The sequence below is a fragment of the Cupriavidus sp. F041 genome, from assembly GCF_057814235.1.
The window spans coordinates 499,517-519,115 of record NZ_JBVASY010000001.1; the positions used below are offsets into that span (position 1 = coordinate 499,517).

The following is a 19,599-nucleotide window of genomic DNA, read 5'->3' on the forward strand; positions in this document are numbered from 1 at the left end:
TAACGGCAGCGCCACTATTGAACCTGGTCACGCCTCATCAATCAACCCGCTTTAGCGGTGGACGCTGCCATCGGCCTGACGCTACCTCGGGCTTCGGCATATAGATCCGCATGATTGCGTAGAACGGTCCGGCAGGCGCCGGTAGCCAGTTGCTTTCCTTGGCCTTGCCAGGGGAATCGTGCTGGACGTAGAACGTAAGGCCGCCGTCGGCGTCTCGCTGGAGCCGGCCGAGCATGCGAGAGTTGAGCAGATATCGATTGAGAGGATTGTCGACCAGAAGCTTCGATTTGCCGTCATACATCGTCAGCGACCAAAACGCATCCGCCGGAGGCAGCCCATTCTTGTCGAAATGCATCACGTAGCGCCCGGTCGACGCATCAAGCGGCTGGCCGTCCGCATCCACGAAGTACGCCGGATAATTTGCCTCATCCGCCGAATTGCCGAAGATGCCAAGCGCCGCGCCGGTATAGCGGTACAGATAGTTGTTTTTCAGGTAGGCGCGCGTACCGAAGAAATCACCGCTACTTACCTCATGAGTATCAACTTTCGTCTTTACGAATTGCGCAAACTCCGCCTTCCCGTCAGCGATGCCATCGGCCAGCGCCTTCTGCACGACGGGGGGCGCCTGGCGTTCATCGAATGGCAGGCCCGGGCCCACACCGATCTTGGCGAAGCGCTCCATGAGGTCTTTCTCGCTCGGATCCGTCGGAGCAAACTGGAGCAAGAAACTCAGATAGCGGAAGATCGCCGGCGTATCGGTCATGCCCGGCGCCGGCTGAGGCCAGGGGATCGGCGTTGCTGGTGCGGGCGCCTTCGTTCCAAGAAATGCACTCAGCGTTTTGACTTTGTACCCGCGCTGGATACGTCTCACGTTGGCGAGATCCTTCTTGTCATAGAGCTGGGTCCGATAGAGCGCATAGGCAATGTTCGACTCGGTGCGGATCACGCCATTGATATTGGCCGGGGTTTCGCCTGTCCATCCCGGGCCGGCGATGATGTAGTTACCGCCCTTGTTGCCCGTTGTCCGCGTTCCGAGGTAGGCGAAGTTGTGCGTGTATAGATCAATCAGTTGCACGGAATAGTAGCGCTGCGCCTCTATCGGCGGCAGGGTCAACACAACTGGCTCGGCACGCAGATCCATCCACACGAACGAATAAGGCGTGTCGGAATTCGGCGTGATGATCGCCGTGTCCTTCGGCGTGAAGACATTGGCTGTGTTGCCGATCTGGTTGAAGGGTGCCTTGTAATTCGGACCACCTTTGTCAACTGCCTGGGCATATAGGGTCTTGTATGCCTCTACGATGGGGAATCCGTAGATGTAGGCATCTTTCGCGATTGAGCGCGTCTCCGACTGGCTGACTGAGCTTTCGCCTTGCGTCGTGCCCGCCGCCGTGTTTGCAGTCGGCGCGCCATTTGCTATCGATTTGCATCCCGAAATGAAGGTGGCAGGCGCCAGAATCGCAACCAGCAGAATATGCCTCAACATGATATTCCTTGCATGAGATCTAGAACGATTGTCGTCCTGAAGCGCTTCCTGGCTGACGTCTCCCTGCCGCAAGACCTCACAGAAGAAGGCCTAATCTTCGGTGGATATCCCATGGGTATGGCGACCAAGCGGACCAGCGCCGCTGTCGGCGGAGCGAACTGGCAATCATCCATGAGCGTACCCGATGACGAAGTAGCCCGTAGTTAGCGTTTTCGCGGACAGAATTAGATTTTCTTGTAGGCAGCGGAATGCTAGACGGTCGCCTTACTGGCGCCCCAAAAAGCTGCTATATACGGCCAACGGAAATTCCGTCACCACCGTCCTCCAGGGCCCATAACAGTCTTTCAAAATTCCGGCTAGGGGACGTTCGTCTGCCGGGCGATCCGATGATCCGAGAATATAGCGTGGTAAGACATTGCACCATAGATCGACGACAACACACGATTACCGCCGCAGCCACCAGTACACCGCGATTAGAAAGTCGGCGCCTCTGGTTGCCAAGACGCGGTTTTGGGCACCGTTAGTATCAGGCCATTCCGGCAGGAACCGCGCATTTCCGGCTAGTTCCTTGGCAGAAAATCTGAAGTCCGGAAAGCCGATCGGTCCACTCTGTCAGTCCGACGGACGCCAGTGATCATCCCATGTTCGCTGCTTGCCTGTAAGCGCACAACTACGGCTCCTCCGAGGGCGAGCCTGGAGCATTTTCTCCTGTGCTATGATCTTTACACTCATGTGACTGGCGCATACAGATAGAGCACTATCGGGGAGCGTGAGGTTGCTAGCCGCCGCGCGCCTGGGCATTACCTACTATCCTTGGAGATGGGTTATGCCTGATTTCGCACATTTGCTCATGTTCGCTCTTGTGGCGTTGGGAATGGTTCTAACGCCGGGGCCGAACATGATTTATATAATTTCCCGCTCAATTTGCCAAGGTAGACGCGCAGGCCTCATTTCGTTGGGAGGTGTTGCTCTGGGCTTTGTGTTCTATATGCTCTGTGCGGCATTCGGAATTACGGCTTTCATATTTGCGGTACCTTACGCATACGACACGCTTCGCTTTGGCGGCGCTTTGTACCTTTTATATCTTGCCTGGCAAGCGGTCAAACCGGGCGGACGGTCCGCGTTTGCAGTGCGCGACCTACCGGTCGATTCCCCAATGAAGCTCTTTAGCATGGGGTTTATCACTAACCTGGCGAATCCAAAAATCGCCGTCATGTATCTGTCTCTGCTTCCCCAATTTATTACGCCAGGACACGGCAGTGTTCTTACCCAATCGCTGGCACTCGGCAGCGTTCAGATTTCGATGAGCCTCGCTGTGAATGCACTTATCGCCGTGACGGCCGGATCGATATCTACCTTCCTGTCAGGACGCCCGCTGTGGCTATTGGTGCAGCGCTGGCTGATGGGAAGCGTTCTGACAGGTCTGGCGGTGCGGATGGCATACGAATCCAAGAAATAGCGACACCTCGCCAATACGTCGGCGTTCATTGGGTTCCGAAGGGAACACTGCGCCTCAACCCTGCTCGCCCCGCGGCACGATTGCGACAAACGCGCATCCTGTTCGAGCCGCGCTACGCGCATTTGTCGATATTGCCCGTTCGCAACGGGCAAAAATGGGCACAGTCGAGCTCAGGCGCAGTCCATCTGGCACAGCTTCCGAAGAAGAGTTTGTTACGTGGCAGTCGACACCCCCACAAACTGCTGCGTACAGAACGAAGTCTGCGCACGTTCGAGCAGCCTATGCATCCGCACTGCATCCGCAAATGTTGGCGCAGTGCGCGTTCCGTTCGCCACGTCGTCAGCATAGGCCCAATACAGCTCGGCCAGTTCAAGCAACGAGGAAGGCAGATTCGAGGCTGGAAGACGCTGATAGTTCTCTGGAACCTGGAGCGTCTTGAGCGGCTGCTTGTCGCCGTGCGCACCGAGGATTTGGTAGTCCTCGCCGACATCACCGAACGCCGACGCGTTCGTGATGCGCAGGTCACCTTCCGTGCCGGTGATGTCGATCTGGACACCCGAGCCGTTGCGTTTGCCACCCTCGATATGTACGGAGAGTACGGCGCGCTGGGCCAGCAATCCCACGAGCGCGAGTTGATCGGGTGCCGATGTCGGCGTGGAATCGCCGGTCTCCTTGATCGTGACCACGGGAAACTGGTTCGGCGTGAGCGCCGCAATTGAAATGGGCCAGCCCGTGGCTGCGAAGAGCATGTCGAGGAAGTGACCGCCGTAGATCGCGACAACTGACGAAAAATTCTCGGGCGGCACGGTCCATTGGAGCGAGCGTGTGCGCGTCGCCTGAAAATAGTTCATGTTCACGTGCATCCGCACTGAGCGTAGCGTGCCGAGGTAGCCTTGCGCAATCGGGTCGCGGACGTAGCGATTGTGCGGCGCGAGGCGACGCTGTAGCCCAACGACATGACGCACGCCTCGCTCCCCAGCGAGTCGCAGCAGTTCCTCAGAATCGCTTACCGTGGTCGTCAAAGGCCATTCACAGTACACATCCTTGCCGGCCGCGATGACGCGCCGCACCGTCTGTGCATGTTGCGGAGCCGTGTTCAGCACTACCACGAGGTCAATGTCGGGACTCTCGATAAGGGCGTCGACCGAAGACGCAACCCGCCCGATCCGATAGTCGCGTGCCGCCGCTTCGGCGGCGTCGCGTCGATGGCTGAACACCGCGTCGAGCGAGAATTGAGGCAACAGGTCGAGCACGCGTAGGTGCCCATGCTTTGCCCAGTTTCCGACGCCAATGATGCCCACATGCAGCGGCGCAACCCTAGCCCTACTTTCGCAAAGCAAGGGGCCGGATCGACGGTTCTTGCCCGTCAATCGTGGCTGAACGGGCGCCCAGGTCATACATGAAATAACGTTGGTCCCCACCGCTGCAGTTCGAAAACCTTCACGGCGCGGCGCTGCTCGGCCGTGAGCTTCGGCGCCAGCATTGCCGTTGGCCGTCGTCCCGCTGCCCCGGTCTTCGTCCTCACCAACGTCACCTTGATCTCGGCCAGTCCTTCCATCATGCGACGGGCCGAAGCGTCGGTCCGCAGGGCAATCTTCGCCAAGCTCACGAGCATCAGGCCGAGCACGGTCGCGAAGGTGTGCAGACGCAACGATCCATCGGCCCACTGGTGTGACGGTCCCCAGGGAACCACGCCGCCTTTCTTGGCCCTGCGGAACAGCTCCTCGACGTTCCACTGTCCTCGGAAGGCGGAAACGATTCGCCCGGTGCTCCAGTTGTGCCGATCCGTACACAGCACCCGCCTGCCCAGCCGTGTTCTCTCCAGTTCGCGGCGCAACGTGGCATCGACGTGCCAATGCAAGGTCGGTACCGCTTCGCTGCCGGCGATGGTGGTCACGACGAAGCTCGATAGGTGTTCCCGAGCGAGCGCCTTCTTGACCCGCAGCTCCAGCCGGCTGCGCGTGATGCGGCCCTTTTGGACCAACTCCTCCAGCGTGCTCAGTTCCACCTTCGCCTTGCGCAGTGCCGTCGCGATCCCGCGTTTCTGGCCCGCCAGCAACTCCTGGCTCTCCACCACGACGAGCGTGCGATCCAACTCGCCGACCGTGGTCCGAACCCGCGCCGCCCGCACGTCGCTGAGCTTGCCCGACAGCGGCTTCATGGCACCGCGCTGCGCCGCCATCTGCAGCGCCTCCTCTGCGGCCTTGTGCCCCAGTGGCAACGAGATGAGGCTGTAGTAGCCGGCGGCATCGAGATCGAGTTCCAGTTGCGGGCTCCAAAACCCGCCGTCCCGTACCACCGTGCGCTGCGCCGGCCGCGCGCGGCCCTCACCGCTGTCGAGTGCCTCGTGCAACTGCGCCAACCCACCCAGGCACGCCGCGAGCACGGCCTGGTCCGAGCCGTTGCCGGGATACGTCCGATACAACAGCGGCACATGCCCGGTCTCGCTGACCAGGACGCCAAGCCCTACGACACGCAGGTCACTTCTCTTGCTCTTGGCGTGGCCTCGCCGGGCCAGTTCGCCGGGCGTCTGCGTGTCGATGTGGGTATCGAAGTTCGTCGTATCGAACGCGAGCACGTCGGCGGACAGCTCGAAGCGGGCCACCGCGGCCTTCGCGATGGCCACCTGAGCCTGCTCCAACTGCTCATCGGTCACCTGCTGCGCGACGCGATGAAAGGCCTGACCGGTGAACGCGGACCCCGGCAAACACGACAGCCGCGGCAAACTCGCGTCCAGAAAATCACCCAGCTCGCACTTGGGTCCCGGCGCACACGCACGCTGAATCGCCACAGCCACCGCCAACTCACCCACCGACGGGCCATCCTTGGCGCCAACCCCTGCGCACGCGCGATCAATCTGCCCGACCAAGTCCAGCTGCTCGGCCACCCAGATCAAGGCTCCGACGTCGCCGACCCCGCGCGTGCCCACCGTCTGGGTCGCGCTCAGATCCGCCACTCGCGGCGGCTCGGCCGGTCCCAGCACGACCTGGCGTGCGACGGAACGGCCCCGCTCCGCGTCCCACACCGACTGCGCGGCAATACGGTAGCGATGGCCGTTGACTTCTCGTTCGAAGATGTGCATGTTCTTTCATGTAGCATCTCAGAGCCAAAGAATCAAGCGAAATCCAGTATCTACGCGGCATTCCGACTCGGTGCCACCGCGGAACAACACCGAGCTTGCGAAGGTAGGGCTAGACGATTCCATGTCGTTCTGTCCTCCATAAGCGATCTCAGGTAGTGAGTTGGGGTGGTCCTATGCCGAATGCGAGGCCCGCTTCTGCAGCAGAACACCCGGGCGATCGGACAATGCATAACCCACGCGTGCCGGCAAATTTGCAGGTTCGACATATTCGTCACGCCGCCACATCGATTGCGCGCGATTGAGGCCGACCGCTCCCACACGAATGCGAACTTCGTTCGCTCCGGGCTCGGGCGTGCCAACATCCGTGTACTAGAAGACTTCCGGGCCACCGTGCGGCACGAATGTGATTACTCTTGCCATACGCCCGTCGTGGTTCGATCCGCGACGCACACCTCCGAATCGCTCGAATTATCTGAATGACTGTGCGACCAATAAATGGGCGAGAAAGGAATTGTCAATTCACCTCAGGCAAACAATGGGGCAAATCCGCTCCGGTGGCCGAAAAACGACGGTTCTGCGGGTGCGGCGCTCAGCACGCCGAAGCCAACGCGACGGGTGTAGCCAGACAAACACGGACTCACCAGTTTCATCTGGAATTCTCCAGCAGCGCTCGTCGGTCAGCATTGCAGGCGGTCTTACGCCACTTCATGCAGAATTCGCGGGCGAATGCGCATCGACTGGCACCAAAGACCGAACCATTGCGGAAACGCGTGTCCGGGGTGTCCCAACGCCCAGCCCATTTTTCTCGCGCAGACCAATCCCTACATTGATGTCAAGCGTAGGCGGCCGTCGGCATGTCCCCGCGGCTGCCATCCTGTGCTTGCTGAATAGCCTATTGTGGAGATTGTGAATGTCCAAGCTTTTTTCGAAAGTTGCGGTTGGTCCATATGAATTTGCCCATCGTGTCGTTCTTGCGCCCCTCACCCGCGTCCGCGCCGAGATGGGGGCACGCCCAGGGCCGCTAATGGCCGAGTACTACGCGCAGCGCACTTCGCCCGGCGCTCTCTTGATCGCCGAAGCCACCATCGTGGCTCCAGACGGCAACGGCTATTTTGGCGCGCCCGGTCTCTACGATGACGATCAGATAGCGGGCTGGAAGTCGGTGACTGACGCCGTGCACGCCAAAGGTGGCAAGATCTTTCTGCAGCTGTACCATGCGGGTCGGCAGTCAAACGCCCTGCTACGGCCCGATGGCGGCCGCCCCGTGGGGCCATCCGAAGTTCCGCACGAAGCGCCTGCATACACGGAGGCTGGCTGGGTGCCCAACACGCCGAATCGCGCCCTGGAAGCCGCAGAGATAGCCGGTATCGTCGAGAGCTTTCGCGCGGCGGCCGAACGCGGCATGACAGCGGGCTTCGACGGTGTGGAGCTTCACGCCGCGAACGGCTACCTGCTCGACCAGTTCCTGCAAGACGGCAGCAACAAGCGTACCGACGAATACGGCGGTTCTATCGCCAACCGCGCCCGGCTCCTGCTGGACATTGCGCGCGCCGTCGTCTCGATGTGGGGCGCGAACAGGGTCGCCGTTCGCCTGGGCCCGAGCGGCTCGTGGGGCGAGATGTCAGACAGCCACCCGGAGGCCTTGTTCACCTATGTGGCTTCGGAGCTCGACAAGCTCGGCATCGCGTATCTGCATCTCATCGAGCCGCGCATCCGCGGCGTCGTGGAGGACGAGACACGTGACCAGAACCCCGTCGCAGCAAAGCTGCTCCGCGCACACTTTCACGGCCCGATCATCGCAGCGGGCGGGTTCAATGGTGAAAGCGCCGAGGCGATTCTGCAGTCCGGCGACGCTGACCTGATTGCGTTCGGTCGGCACTTCATCGCGAACCCGGACCTGCCCAAACGTCTGCGTCACAACCTGCCGCTCAACGAGTACGACCGCGAGACGTTCTTCGGACGTACCGCAGTGGGCTATACGGACTATCCGTTCTACGACGAGGAGTCCGTCGCGGCGTGAGCTCAGCCGCCGTTGGCCGATGCGCGACCGCCTGCTCGCCGGCGCAAGCGCACATGCAGACATCAGCCACGGCGGTCCGGACTGCAAGTCCGCCCGACGACGCTCAGGCCTTCCGTCTCGTCCGAATTCGGGCGGCTGAGAAACACCACACGGGTCCTGTCACGCTTAAACGGGTCGAAGTTTTATGCCTGTCAACGCCAACTGAGTTGGTTGGCGCCAACCAAGGAAATGTTAATGTCGCGCGTTGTCAAGTTCGCGAGAATCGGCGGTCCGGAAGTTCTCGAATTCATCGAGACGCAGGTTCCCACTCCCGGTCCCGCTGAAGTTCGCATCAGGGTCAAGGCAATTGGCATCAACCGCGCCGAGTCGATGTGGCGAAACGGCCAATATATCGAACCGGTCATCGAGTTCCCAGCAGGTCTGGGATACGAGGCTGCCGGTGTTGTCGAAGCAGTAGGCACGGACGTGGCTGAATTCGCTGTGGGCGACAAGGTCAACGTACTTCCCGCGTACTCGATGAACCAGTACTTCACGTATGGCGAGGTCATCATCGCCCCGGCCTACGCGCTTGTGAAGCACCCGAATTCCCTTTCGTTTGAGCAGGCGGCCTCGGTGTGGATGATGTTCGTGACGGCTTACGCCGCGCTCATCGACGACGCCAAGGTGGGCAAGGGCGATTTCGTCCTCATTCCTGCAGCCTCGAGCAGCGTTGGACTCGCGGCGATCCAGTTCAGCAACTATGCAGGGGCGACTCCCATTGCGCTGACGCGTACCTCGGCCAAAAAGCAGCATTTGCTCGAAGCAGGCGCTGCGCACGTGATCGCCACGGATGAGGTCGATTTTGTGCAGGAGGTGATGCGCATCACGGACAACAAGGGTGCACGTATCGCATTCGACCCAGTCGGCGGCCCGAACTTCTCGAAGCTGATCGACGCGCTGGCCTACCAGGGCATCGTGTACATCTACGGGGCACTCGCCGAGGGTGATACACCGATGCCGCTGCTAGCGATGATCGCGAAGATGCCGGTGATCAAGGGTCATAATATCTGGGCGACGACTGCCGACGAAACACGCCGCAAGGCTGCAGTGGAATACGTCCTTAAGGGCACCCCTTTCAAGGTGACGAAAATTAGGGCACCCTCCGTGTTTTCGAACAGAAACCGGAGTCAATAGCGTGGTACTGGACGCAGTGGTGGAACGCTTTCTCGAACACAGCCCGATCAGCGTGATGGCGCGCCTGGGGTTGCAACGCGCCCTTGATCCGGCCTGGATCGACGAGTTGTTCGAGCAAGAGCGTGAAACGCAGTACACGCGGGAGTTATTGTTCTCGACGACGGTGGAAATCATGTCGCTGGTCGCCGTGGGGCTGCGCCCGTCGGTGCATGCGGCAGCCAAGGCCAGTCCGGCGCTGCCGGTTTCCATCACCGCGCTGTACGACAAGCTCAGCCGGACCGAGCCGGGGCTGGTTCGTGCCCTAGTGCAAGGCAGTGCGCAGCGGTTGGGGCCGGTCGTGCAACCGATGTTGCGCAAGCAGTCGCCATCGGTGAATGGCTATCGCCTGCGCATCGTGGATGGCAGCCATTTGCCTGCGAGCGAAAAGCGCCTGAAACCATTGCGGGGGTTTCGGGGTGCGGCCTTGCCAGGGCAGTCATTGGTGGTCTATGACCCGGACACGGCGATGATCGTCGATCTGGTGCCCTGTGAAGATGCGCATGCCCAGGAGCGGGCCATCATGGAAACCCTGCTCGCATCGGCCCAGCCGGCCGAACTGTGGATCGCCGATCGCAACTTCAGCACCCGGGCGATTCTTGCCGGGTGGCAGCGTCGCGGCAGCGCCTTCATCGTGCGGGAGCACGGCCGCAATCCGAGCCCCAGCGAGCTGGAGCCGTTACGCGAAATGGGCCGGGTCGAAACCGGCATCGTGTACGAGCAAGCGGTCAGCATCCCAGATGAATCGAACGCGCCGCTGGTGCTGCGGCGCATCGAGCTGCGTCTGGATGGCGCCACCGAGGATGGTGACACCGTCATCCGCCTGCTGACCAATGTCCCGGCCGCCCATCTGACGGCCGAGGCAGTCGCCCGGCTATACCGGCGACGCTGGAGCATAGAGAATTTGTTTCAGCGGCTGGAATCGGTGCTCAATAGTGAGATTCGTTCGTTGAGCCAACCGCGCGCGGCGCTGCTGGCCTTCGGCGTGGCGGCGCTCGCGTATAACGTACTGAGCGTGATTGCGACTGCGGTGAGAATCCGGCATGAGCTGGATACCAGCGACATCGAGCTCTCACCGTATTACCTCGTCAGCGAAATCCGGGCAACTTATGCCGGCATGATGATCGCGGTGCCGCCCGAGGTGTGGCAGGCCTATGACCTCCTCACCCCAGCTCAGCTCGGTCGCGAGTTGATCAGGATGGCGACGCACGCTGATCCCCGCGCGATGCGCAAACATACGCGGGGACCGAAAGCGCCGAAGAAGAAAGGCTATGTGGCCGGATGCGTAGCACGGCGGCATGTTTCTACCGCCCGTGTCATCAAGGCTGGACGTGTCGTCTAATCACCTTGAAAGGGGTGGTCCTTAAGGGCCTAGAGAACGGTGCACTGAAGCCGGTCATCGATCGCACATTCAAGTTTGATGAAATGGTAGAAGCGCATCGCTACCTGGAGGAAAGCGGTCAGTTCGGCAAAATTGTCGTAACGGTGTGATGTCAGATGGGGCGCGGCGCGCACCATAACGCGCCCGAAATCCGCCTCCGGTGGTAATTTCCCATTTCGTCGGCCAAAGGCAATTAGATCGGCATCACCCGCAGCAATGATCGCTTCTGCGCTATCTCCCTTTGAATCCCCCTGCTGCGATAATCGTCCCGCTGTAGAACTTGCGAAGCAATTGCGAAGCAACCGGATTGGGATCCTTGGTTTCGGCCTCGATAACTCCACGCACGCGTGGCTCGATCAGATGCAGGTAGGGGAGATCGAGCTTGCTCAACTCGGTCGCGACGAACGAGAACAGCCCTTCTGGGTCGCTGTCGGACACGTCGCCCCACGAGCCGCTCGGGCCCAGACGCACCGCGACCTTGTCACTTCGCAAGCAGTCAGCGCTGCGATCGGCAACGTGGAGGCTTGCTCGTTGCTCATCACGCCCGTGGCCCTCACCGCACTTTCTTCGTGAATAATCATATACTCGGGGAGGCCACCCGCAGCGGCATGCCGAGTGGCGGCTGCGAATCGTACCTTTCCGAAGGGAGCAGTGTGATGGTCAAGATGGATTCCGCTTCTACCGAGGCAACCGCGCGCGATCTGCCAGCTGCCAATGTCGTGCGGTCAGGCGGCGCGATAGACCATATGAGCGGCATAGTCGTATTTAAGCGGGCGGCGGAAACGCTCAGCTTTGCGGAAGCAGGGCGGCAGCTCGGGATATCGGCGTCGGCGGTGGGCAAGGCCATCGCGCGGCTGGAAGCACGCCTCGGTCTTCCCCTATTTCACCGCAGTACGCGCAGCATGCGGCTTACCCACGAGGGCGAGCGCTTTCTGGCCCGCTGCCAGCGTATTCTCAACGAGCTAGTCGAGGCGGAGACGGAGCTGGCAACCTCGCGCACGACGCCTGCGGGCCGCTTACGAGTCAGCATGCCGGTAGTGGGGATGCTGTTGATGCCAGTGCTGTCGGCATTCATGCATCAGTACGCCGAAGTGCGGCTCGACATCGATTTCAGCGACCGCATCGTGGACGTCATCGAGGAGGGCTTCGACGTGGTCATGCGTACCGGCGAGGCTGACGATTCGCAGCTTATCACGCGCACCCTCGGGCACTATGCATTTGTAGTCGTGGGCTCGCCAGCGTACTTCGCACGGCACGGCGTGCCGGCCACACCCGAGGATCTCGCGACGCATGCCTGTTTGCAGCATCGCTTCACGGAAACCGGGCGCTTGCGGCGCTGGCTGTTCATGCGCGATGGTGCAAAGTTCGAGGTCGAACTTCCGTCAACGGCCATTGTGAACGCGGTGGAACCGCTCATAGCGCTGGCCGAGCGAGATTTGGGCCTGATCTGTGTTCCTGACTTTGCAGTGTGTGCACAACTGGCCAACGGGTCACTCGTGGCCGTGCTCCGAGAGTTCGAGGGCGATCACATTCCCTTTCGCGCACTTTGGCCCTCGAATCGGATGATGCTGCCGAAGGTGCGCGTTTTCGTGGATTTTATGAACCAGAATCTCTTCGACGAATCTTGACCTCATCGTCGAGAACTATGCGACCTGTAAGCATCCGAGAAGGTCAAAGCGTGGTCGGCCAAACGTGCCCTGAATGTCCGGTACCTGGGTAGAGCCGAAGTTCAAAGGTCCGCCCGAGAGAGCGGACCAATGACCGTAAATGGCCAGCTTCTGCCATTGGCGCTGCGCGTACGAATGGCCGTAACGGGAAGAGCCGACCGCTCGCAACTGTTGGGGATTTCCTGCTCCAGCGTCGCAAGGGCCTGCCGATCACGCAGGTCAGCGTCGACGATATTGCGTTCCTCCTGCGATAGTCAGGCAACCGGATAGCGGCCAGCACTTGCCGGTAGGTGCTGCATCCATAGATGCGGCCATGCGGAGCGCATTGAGTTCGGCTCGCAACCGGCAGCTTTGGCCTGCGGATTCAACCGGTCGATGCGACACACTTAAGGCTGCGCTAGTGTAGTGTTGCATTCTGTTTGGAACTTAAGCGGCGGTTGGCGCGAATGACCTTCTGCAGGATGTCGCGAGCGCTCTTGGTCCAGATGAACGGCTTGGGGTTGGTGTTGTGGTGAGCGATGTACTCGTTAATGGCGGCGACCAGTTCCGGCACGCTGGTGAATACGCCGCGGCGAAGTCGCTCGGTTGTGATGTCGCGAAAGAACCGCTCGACCATGTTCAGCCATGATGCCGAGGTGGGCGTGAAGTGCATGTTGAATCGCGGATGCTTGGCCAGCCAGTCCTGCACCGCAGGATGCTTGTGCGTGGCGTAGTTGTCGGCGATCAGATGCAGCGTTTTGTCCTTGGGCGTCTCGCGGTCGATCTTGCGCAGGAACTTCAACCACTCGGTATGGCGGTGGCGCTGCTGGCACTGGGCGATGACCTGGCCATCGAGCACGTTGAGCGCGGCAAACAGCGTGGTCGTGCCGTTGCGCTTGTAGTCGTGAGTCATGGTGGCCGCGCGCCCATTCTTCAGCGGCAGCCCGGGCTGTGTGCGATCCAGCGCCTGCACCTGGCTCTTCTCATCGCAGCACAGCACAAGCGCGTGCTCGGGTGGCGACATGTAGAGGCCCACGATGTCTTCAAGCTTCTCGACGAACTTCGGATCGCGCGAGACCTTGAAGCCGCGCACGATGTGCGGCTTCAACCCGTGGGCGTGCCAATGGCGCATGACGGTGCTGGCGCTCACGCCCAACTCGGCGGCCATCTTGCGCGTGCTCCAGTGCGTGGCCGCTTCGGGCTGGCTCTGGGTGGTCAGCGTCACGAGGCGAGAGACGTCCACCTTGACCGGCGGCGCGCCACGTGGACGGTCGCGCTCAATGCCCGCCAGCCGCGATTGGGCATAGCGCTCGCGCCAGCGCGAGACCTGCACCCGGCCCACGCTCAGTTGCGCGGCAATGTCCTTGCTCTGCATCCCCTCAGCCGCAAGCAGCACGATGTGCGCACGCTGTACCAGCCTCACACTGGTCAGCTTCGAACGAACCAGTCTCGTCAATTCGGCGCGCTCTTCGTCGGTCAGCACAATCTCAGGGGCAACTCGCATTCACTCTCTCCACTCTGCCTCATAGTGGAACCTTGGAGGCATGCGAATATTATACGTTCATTCAAGAGTGCAACACTACACTAGCAGGAGGGTGTTGCAATGAAACAGAGGCGGCGGATCTACTACACGGAAAGCCAGAAGGCGTTGATGTGGGAGCGCTGGCGGAAAGGTGAAACGCTTCATCAGATTGCCCGACTGTTCGATCGGAACCACTCGTCGGTACAGGGCATTCTTGCGGAAACGGGCGGAATACAACCAGCACAACGACACCGCTCGAGGCTGGCGTTGACGCTTGCCGAACGAGAGGAGATCTCGCGCTCAGTGGTTGCCGGCCACTCGATCCGTTCAATAGCAGCCCGGCTCGGATGAGCCCCATCTTCCATTAGCCGGCCCACTCAATGAGGAGGACGAAGGCAACACTGATCTACCGGCGAACCAAGAATCTGCGGGCAGTCCAGCTTCTTCTGGGACACACAAGCTCGCGCTGGAGCCCGTGGTGCCGTTTTCCCAAGGCGCTTTAGTCAACGGCACACCAATCTAACTTGGTACACACCGCCCCGCAACGCGCGATATATCCAGGGGCGAGACAGCGGTAGCGGTGACGCCACCGCGTCTCGCCCCATCGTTCATTGCATGTGCTGTCCGCCGTTGATGGCGATATTGGACCCGGTCACGTAGGCCGCATCTTCCGAGCACAAATAGGCGACCAGGGCTGCCACCTCCTCCGGCTTACCGAGGCGGCCGACCGGAATCTGAGGCAGGATCTTCGTGTCCATGATCTCCTGCGGCACGGCGGTAACCATTTTGGTAGCCAAGTAGCCTGGAGAGATGGTGTTTACCGTCACCCCCTTCCTTGCAACTTCCAGCGCCAGTGACTTTGTGAATCCGTGCATGCCGGCCTTTGCGGCCGCGTAGTTGGTTTGGCCGAAGGCTCCCTTGGAGCCATTGATTGACGCGATATTGATGATGCGGCCCCAGCCACGCTCGACCATGCCCTCGCACAGTGGCTTAGTGACGTGGAACACCGAGTCCAGATTAGTGCGAATCACAGCATCCCAGTTCACCTTGTCCAACTTCTTGAAGGCCATATCGCGGGTGATGCCCGCATTATTCACCAGAATGTCAATCCGACCGACGTCGGCGAGTATCTGCGCCATCGACGCCTGGCATGCATCGTAGTCGGCCACGTCCACCGGGTAGGCGCGTAAATTGCGGCCGGCTGCGTCCATTGCCGCCAGCCAGCTCTGCGTATTTTGGTTCCCTGGCGTGTGGGTCACGACTACGTCGTAGCCGGCGTGATGCAATTTGATAGTGATGGCCTCACCGAGGCCACCCATGCCACCTGTCACTAATGCGATTCGCTTTGTCATCCTGCCAGTCACTTTTCATGATGATTTCCGACCCCTAAAAGCCCGATGGTCGCTCCGATTTTCCCTCGGCTCCGCCATGCGACAGGGGGGCGCCCCTATCGCTGGACCACAGTACCTCGGCTACATTTCATTTTTATGTCATCAAGATTGCTTGTCTACGCAGGCGACATCCGGGACGCGGGCGCTTCACTTCCGCTGGCAAGGAAGTGAAGCGTCAGCCGGAACAACATGTCTTGTGAACGGATTCTCCATACCCGGCGACTTGCGAAGGCAACGCTGCCTGCGGCCTGGAGGCCACTGCCTGGTTGTGCGCGGCCACTGTACCAAAGCGCGGTCGGCGGCACCTGAAACTGCCTCGGGCGCCGCACTGACGTTGGCCTTTGCGGGCGGCTGCAACGGGCCCAGCGGCGCTCTGCATCGATTCAATTCAAAAGTGTCGTTGGCCAAAGCAATTGGCGGCCGTAGCAGTCGCTTCCTTTCAGTCAGCCCTTTCCCCTCGCGGCTTCATTACTCCTATGGTGGGAGAGGGATCGTGAGGGGGGAATGCATGGCGACGAAGATCGCAGCGCCGTGCGATGGAACATAAGGCCATGGGGTCTCGCGTTGAGGCACCAGACGTTGTGATCCCGGCCGGTGGCGTGTATCTGCAGGGCACGCTCATGCTGGCGCCAGGCGGGGACTCCCTGGTATTGTTCGCGCACGGCAGCCATAGTTCCCGGCACAGCCCGCGCAACAAGTACGTAGCCGCCGAACTCAATCGAAGCGGCATCGGAACGCTGCTGATGGACTTACTCTCGCCGCAGGAAGACAGGCTGCGGGGCGCCCGCTTCGACATCGACCTACTCGCTGCGCGCCTGGTGCGAGCGACGGAGTGGGTGGCGGCGCGGCAAGGCACACCGCTGCGCTTGGGCTACTTCGGTGCCGCGACCGCGTCACCGATCCAGATCTACGCGATCGTTTCGCGAGGCGGCAGACCCGACATGGCCGGCGCCAAGGCCCTCGCAACGTTGCTTGCGCCCACCTTGCTGATTGTTGGCGAGCTCGATACCAACGTCATCAAACCGAATCAGTCGGCTTTCGCCCTTCTCACATGTCAGAAGGAAATAGTGACCGTGCCCGGTGCCACCCATTTGTTCGAGGAGCCCGGCACGCTGGAGGCAGTAGCGCTGCTGGCAGTACAGTGGTTCCAGCGCTATCTTGGCAACGGATGAGGCTACTGCCGCTTCGGGGCAGGCGAACGCCCGATGGGCGACGCCGTCGGCGACGCCGTCGCCCACAACGATGAACCGGAAATTTTGAGCACCCTGTTCAAGCGTGACATCGCTCTGAATGGCTCCATGCGGGTAGCCATCAGGCCTGCTGCCTCTTCCTTCGCTGCCCGCACAGAACGTATCGGGGCGGCTGTCCTTGAGCTATTTCGATATCATCGTCAACCACGTCACAGCCAGATGATCTCTGGACGGATGCAAGCAGATGGGGCCCTGGACGCAACACCTCGAACTTCCGCTCCTCATTTGTCTGACGGGGTTGTAGGTCGGGAGTGATGGCCCTGCGTTTTCCGAAGCGGACATCCACGTCGCAATGATGGCAGGCCTTCGCGAGCGATCGGAAAGGCCGACGAGCCGCCGTTGGCCGACACGGTGGCGGATGGCTCTTCCCGACCCACATTTGCCGTTCGCCGTCTCATCAAGTAAACGGCAGCTTTGGGGGAGCATCGGTCGTCCGTACCTCGTAACGCCGCACTAAGTCCGTGCGCCGGGCGCCGTCCCCTATGCGGACGTGCGCTGATGGCGCGCCCGCCGCGCGTCGGTGTGTTCGCGGATTATGTCGATCAGCGCACGCAGTCCGGCCGGCACGTGGCGGCGGCCCGGATAGTACAGGCAGAGGCCGTCGAGCGGGGGCGTCCAATCGTCCAGCACACGAACCAGCGTGCCAGCTTCCAGATCCGCGGCGACGTTCCATTCGGTCAGATACGCAAGACCGATCCCGGCACGCGCCGCCGCCAGCATCAGGCCCGGCTCGTCGAGCGTCAGCGCGCCTTTGCCATCGATACGCAACGTTTCGCCGTGCCGCTCGAACTCCCACTGATATATCGCACCGCTCGGCATGCGTGAGCGGATGCAGCGGTGTGCGTTCAGATCGGCGGGCGTGCGCGGCGGCTTTTGCTGCGCAAAATAGGCTGGACTGCCGACCACGGCAAAGCGCTGCCTGTCTCCGAACGGCACCGCGATCATTTCCTGCGGCACCGTTTCAGTCAGCCGAATGCCGGCATCGAAGCCTTCGGCAACTATATCGATCAGGCGCCCTTCGGTGACCAGATCGAGCTTCATCTCCGGATAGCGCTGCAGGAATTCGATGAAGAGCGGCATCACCTGCCTGGCCGCGCCGGTTGACGCATTGATGCGCAGCGTGCCCGACGGCGTGTCGCGGAAGCTGCCGGCCTGTTCGATCGCGACGCGGATCGTGGAGAGTGCAGGCGCGACGCTGTCGACGAACTGCGCGCCGGCTTCCGACAACGACACGCTGCGCGTCGTGCGATTGAAGAGCCGTACGCCGATACGCGCTTCGAGCGCCGCCACGGCATGACTGAGCGCAGACGTCGACATGCCTAGATCCGTCGCGGCCGCGCGAAAGCTGCGATGACGCGCGACGGCCAGCACCGCCTCCAGTTCGCCCAAGCCCGACATCTTCATTGTCCCAATTTTTTCAACGACACATGCCGTATTGTACGACTAGTCAGCGCAATGCTTCGGATCTATCTTACGTCGTCTGGAACGCTTTCTGGGAGCAGCCATGCAGATCATCGACAAAATCTATATCGACGGCGCGTTCGTTACACCGCACGGCGACGAACTGTTCAACCTCTTCAATCCGGCGACCGAGCAGGTAATCGGCCGCGCGCGTCTCGCCGATGCGCAGGACGCGCGCGACGCGATCGCCGCCGCAAAGCGCGCGTTTCCCGCGTTTTCCCGCACCAGCAAGCGCGAGCGCATCGACATGCTCAAGCGCATGCACCAAGCCGTTGTCGCCAAAGAGGACGAACTGTACGAGGCGATCACGGAGGAATATGGAGCGCCCGTATCGCGCGGCCGCTGGATGGCGCAGCATGCCAGCAATGTGCTGCTCGAAGCGGCGAAGGTGCTGCAGGACTATGCGTTCACGCGTCGCGCGGGTATTGCCGAGGTCGTGATGCAGCCACTAGGTGTCGCCGGTCTGATTACGCCATGGAACAGCAACGCGGGATTCATCTGCGGCAAGCTCGCCACCGCGTTGGCTGCGGGTTGCACGGCCGTCATCAAGCCAAGCGAGATGAGCGCGATCCAGACGCGCATCGTCACCGAAGCGTTGCACGAAGCCGGCTTGCCGCCGGGCGTGTTCAACATCGTGACGGGACGCGGCGAAACGGTCGGCGCGCAGATCAGTTCGCATCCGGATGTCGCAAAGCTGTCGTTCACCGGTTCGACCGCGGTCGGCAAGACGATTCTGCGCGCGGGTGCGGAGACGTTGAAGCGCGTCACGCTCGAACTTGGCGGCAAGTCGCCGGTGCTCGTGCTCGACGACGCGAATTTCGACGAGGTGGTGCCGCTCGCAATTCAGGCCGGCTTCATGAATAGCGGCCAGGCGTGCATCGCGGGCACGCGTATTCTGGTGCCGCAGCAGCGGCTCGCGGAATTCGAAGCGCGGGTGCAGCAAGAAGTTGCGCGCACGCAAGCAGGCGATCCGCGCGATCCGCGGACGACTGTCGGCCCAATGGTCAGCCAGAAGCAGTGGGAACGCGTGCAGCGCTATATCCGGATCGGCATCGACTCAGGCGCGCGTCTGATCGCGGGAGGCGAAGGCCGGCCAGATGGCATCGACGCAGGATGGTTCGTGCGTCCGACCGTCTTCAGCGATGTGGCCAACGACATGGCGATTGCCCGCGAAGAGATCTTCGGTCCTGTGCTGTCGATTATCGCGTACCGCGATACTGAAGATGCGGTCGCTATCGCCAACGACACCAACTACGGCTTGCAAGCCTACGTGTTTTCGGCGGATGACCAGCGTGCGCGCGCGCTCGCACGGCGAATCGAAGCGGGTCGAGTACTAGTCAACACGCTGGCACACGAACCGGCCGCGCCATTCGGCGGCTTCAAGCAATCTGGTATCGGCCGCGAGTACGGCACGTTTGGGCTCGAGGCTTTTCTCGAGCCGAAGGCCGTTCTCACTGTTTCGTGATCGCGCAACCCAAGCGCTCGTTGAAGCGACTCGCCGGGCAGCAAGGAGGACTTCCAACGTTTATGAGTACCGGAGGACGAAAGGCCGTTGTCTGGTGGAGCTGTCGTTCGAATGGCTCTGCTCAACTATGGGCCAACGTCTGAAGATGGCCGGACCCGGCCCCCCGTTGCCGAACCTCCGCAGTTTCCCGATTGTCGCCCCTACGACGCCGATTATGCGCGAGAGCT

The 19,599-nt window shown here is 61.1% G+C and carries 14 protein-coding genes, 3 pseudogenes and 1 riboswitch; of the genes and pseudogenes, 10 read left to right on the forward strand and 7 right to left on the reverse strand.

Annotated elements, in window-relative coordinates; genetic code table 11:
- Nucleotides 1-37: 37 nt before the first annotated feature.
- Nucleotides 38-1,486 carry a DUF1254 domain-containing protein gene (locus tag ACZY0R_RS02300; protein WP_488856946.1) on the reverse strand — a complete coding sequence of 483 codons (1,449 nt, stop codon included), beginning with the start codon at nucleotides 1,484-1,486 and terminating at the stop codon, nucleotides 38-40.
- 722 nt (nucleotides 1,487-2,208) lie between these two features.
- Nucleotides 2,209-2,292: riboswitch (ZMP/ZTP riboswitch) on the forward strand.
- Nucleotides 2,293-2,312: 20 nt separating this feature from the next.
- On the opposite strand from ACZY0R_RS02300, the gene ACZY0R_RS02305 reads away from it, so the two are divergent.
- The gene (locus ACZY0R_RS02305; protein ID WP_488856947.1) at nucleotides 2,313-2,945 is read left to right on the forward strand and encodes a LysE family translocator; all 633 of its coding nucleotides are present in this window, start codon (nucleotides 2,313-2,315) and stop codon (nucleotides 2,943-2,945) included.
- Nucleotides 2,946-3,157: 212 nt separating this feature from the next.
- Here the strand turns inward: ACZY0R_RS02305 and ACZY0R_RS02310 are convergent, their stop codons facing one another.
- Together ACZY0R_RS02310 and ACZY0R_RS02315 are read right to left on the reverse strand one after the other, a co-directional pair.
- The gene (locus ACZY0R_RS02310) at nucleotides 3,158-4,246 is read right to left on the reverse strand and encodes a Gfo/Idh/MocA family protein (RefSeq protein ID WP_488859477.1); all 1,089 of its coding nucleotides are present in this window, start codon (nucleotides 4,244-4,246) and stop codon (nucleotides 3,158-3,160) included.
- 92 nt (nucleotides 4,247-4,338) lie between these two features.
- Nucleotides 4,339-6,027 carry an IS1634 family transposase gene (locus tag ACZY0R_RS02315; protein WP_488856948.1) on the reverse strand — a complete coding sequence of 563 codons (1,689 nt, stop codon included), beginning with the start codon at nucleotides 6,025-6,027 and terminating at the stop codon, nucleotides 4,339-4,341.
- A 910-nt stretch (nucleotides 6,028-6,937) separates the two neighbouring features.
- On the opposite strand from ACZY0R_RS02315, the gene ACZY0R_RS02320 reads away from it, so the two are divergent.
- From ACZY0R_RS02320 to ACZY0R_RS02335, 4 genes and pseudogenes are all read left to right on the forward strand, one after another.
- Nucleotides 6,938-8,047: an alkene reductase gene (locus tag ACZY0R_RS02320; RefSeq protein WP_488856949.1), complete on the forward strand. Its 1,110-nt coding sequence runs from the start codon at nucleotides 6,938-6,940 to the stop codon at nucleotides 8,045-8,047.
- 234 nt (nucleotides 8,048-8,281) lie between these two features.
- Nucleotides 8,282-9,220 (forward strand): zinc-dependent alcohol dehydrogenase family protein, encoded by a 939-nt coding sequence (locus tag ACZY0R_RS02325; protein ID WP_488856950.1) that lies wholly within the window; start codon nucleotides 8,282-8,284, stop codon nucleotides 9,218-9,220.
- A 55-nt stretch (nucleotides 9,221-9,275) separates the two neighbouring features.
- On the forward strand, nucleotides 9,276-10,598 hold the full coding sequence (locus ACZY0R_RS02330; RefSeq protein WP_488859478.1) for an IS4 family transposase: 1,323 nt from the start codon (nucleotides 9,276-9,278) through the stop codon (nucleotides 10,596-10,598).
- A 17-nt stretch (nucleotides 10,599-10,615) separates the two neighbouring features.
- Nucleotides 10,616-10,747: pseudogene (locus ACZY0R_RS02335) on the forward strand (zinc-binding dehydrogenase); the annotation flags it as partial.
- A gap of 121 nt (nucleotides 10,748-10,868) precedes the next feature.
- On the opposite strand, the gene ACZY0R_RS02340 reads toward ACZY0R_RS02335, so the two are convergent.
- Nucleotides 10,869-11,129, reverse strand: a complete 261-nt coding sequence (locus ACZY0R_RS02340) for a hypothetical protein (RefSeq protein WP_488856951.1) — start codon at nucleotides 11,127-11,129, stop codon at nucleotides 10,869-10,871.
- A 245-nt stretch (nucleotides 11,130-11,374) separates the two neighbouring features.
- Between ACZY0R_RS02340 and ACZY0R_RS02345 the strand changes: the two genes are divergently transcribed.
- Nucleotides 11,375-12,265 (forward strand): LysR family transcriptional regulator, encoded by an 891-nt coding sequence (locus ACZY0R_RS02345; protein WP_488859479.1) that lies wholly within the window; start codon nucleotides 11,375-11,377, stop codon nucleotides 12,263-12,265.
- Nucleotides 12,266-12,701: 436 nt separating this feature from the next.
- Here the strand turns inward: ACZY0R_RS02345 and ACZY0R_RS02350 are convergent, their stop codons facing one another.
- A complete protein-coding gene (locus ACZY0R_RS02350; RefSeq protein WP_488856952.1) occupies nucleotides 12,702-13,787 on the reverse strand; it encodes an IS630 family transposase in 1,086 nt (361 codons plus the stop codon).
- A 99-nt stretch (nucleotides 13,788-13,886) separates the two neighbouring features.
- Between ACZY0R_RS02350 and ACZY0R_RS02355 the strand changes: the two are divergent.
- Both ACZY0R_RS02355 and ACZY0R_RS02360 read left to right on the forward strand, forming a co-directional pair.
- Nucleotides 13,887-14,153: pseudogene (locus ACZY0R_RS02355) on the forward strand (helix-turn-helix domain-containing protein); the annotation flags it as partial.
- Nucleotides 14,154-14,179: 26 nt separating this feature from the next.
- Nucleotides 14,180-14,263: pseudogene (locus ACZY0R_RS02360) on the forward strand (integrase); the annotation flags it as partial.
- A gap of 150 nt (nucleotides 14,264-14,413) precedes the next feature.
- Here the strand turns inward: ACZY0R_RS02360 and phbB are convergent.
- Nucleotides 14,414-15,157, reverse strand: a complete 744-nt coding sequence (gene phbB, locus ACZY0R_RS02365) for an acetoacetyl-CoA reductase (protein WP_488856953.1) — start codon at nucleotides 15,155-15,157, stop codon at nucleotides 14,414-14,416.
- Between the two features lie 590 nt (nucleotides 15,158-15,747).
- Between phbB and ACZY0R_RS02370 the strand changes: the two genes are divergently transcribed.
- The gene (locus ACZY0R_RS02370; RefSeq protein WP_488856954.1) at nucleotides 15,748-16,368 is read left to right on the forward strand and encodes a dienelactone hydrolase family protein; all 621 of its coding nucleotides are present in this window, start codon (nucleotides 15,748-15,750) and stop codon (nucleotides 16,366-16,368) included.
- Nucleotides 16,369-16,926: 558 nt separating this feature from the next.
- Here the strand turns inward: ACZY0R_RS02370 and ACZY0R_RS02375 are convergent.
- Entirely contained in the window at nucleotides 16,927-17,850 is a 924-nt protein-coding gene (locus ACZY0R_RS02375) for a LysR family transcriptional regulator (protein ID WP_488856955.1), read from the reverse strand.
- 100 nt (nucleotides 17,851-17,950) lie between these two features.
- Between ACZY0R_RS02375 and ACZY0R_RS02380 the strand changes: the two genes are divergently transcribed.
- Nucleotides 17,951-19,372 carry an aldehyde dehydrogenase family protein gene (locus ACZY0R_RS02380; RefSeq protein WP_488856956.1) on the forward strand — a complete coding sequence of 474 codons (1,422 nt, stop codon included), beginning with the start codon at nucleotides 17,951-17,953 and terminating at the stop codon, nucleotides 19,370-19,372.
- Nucleotides 19,373-19,599: the final 227 nt, after the last annotated feature.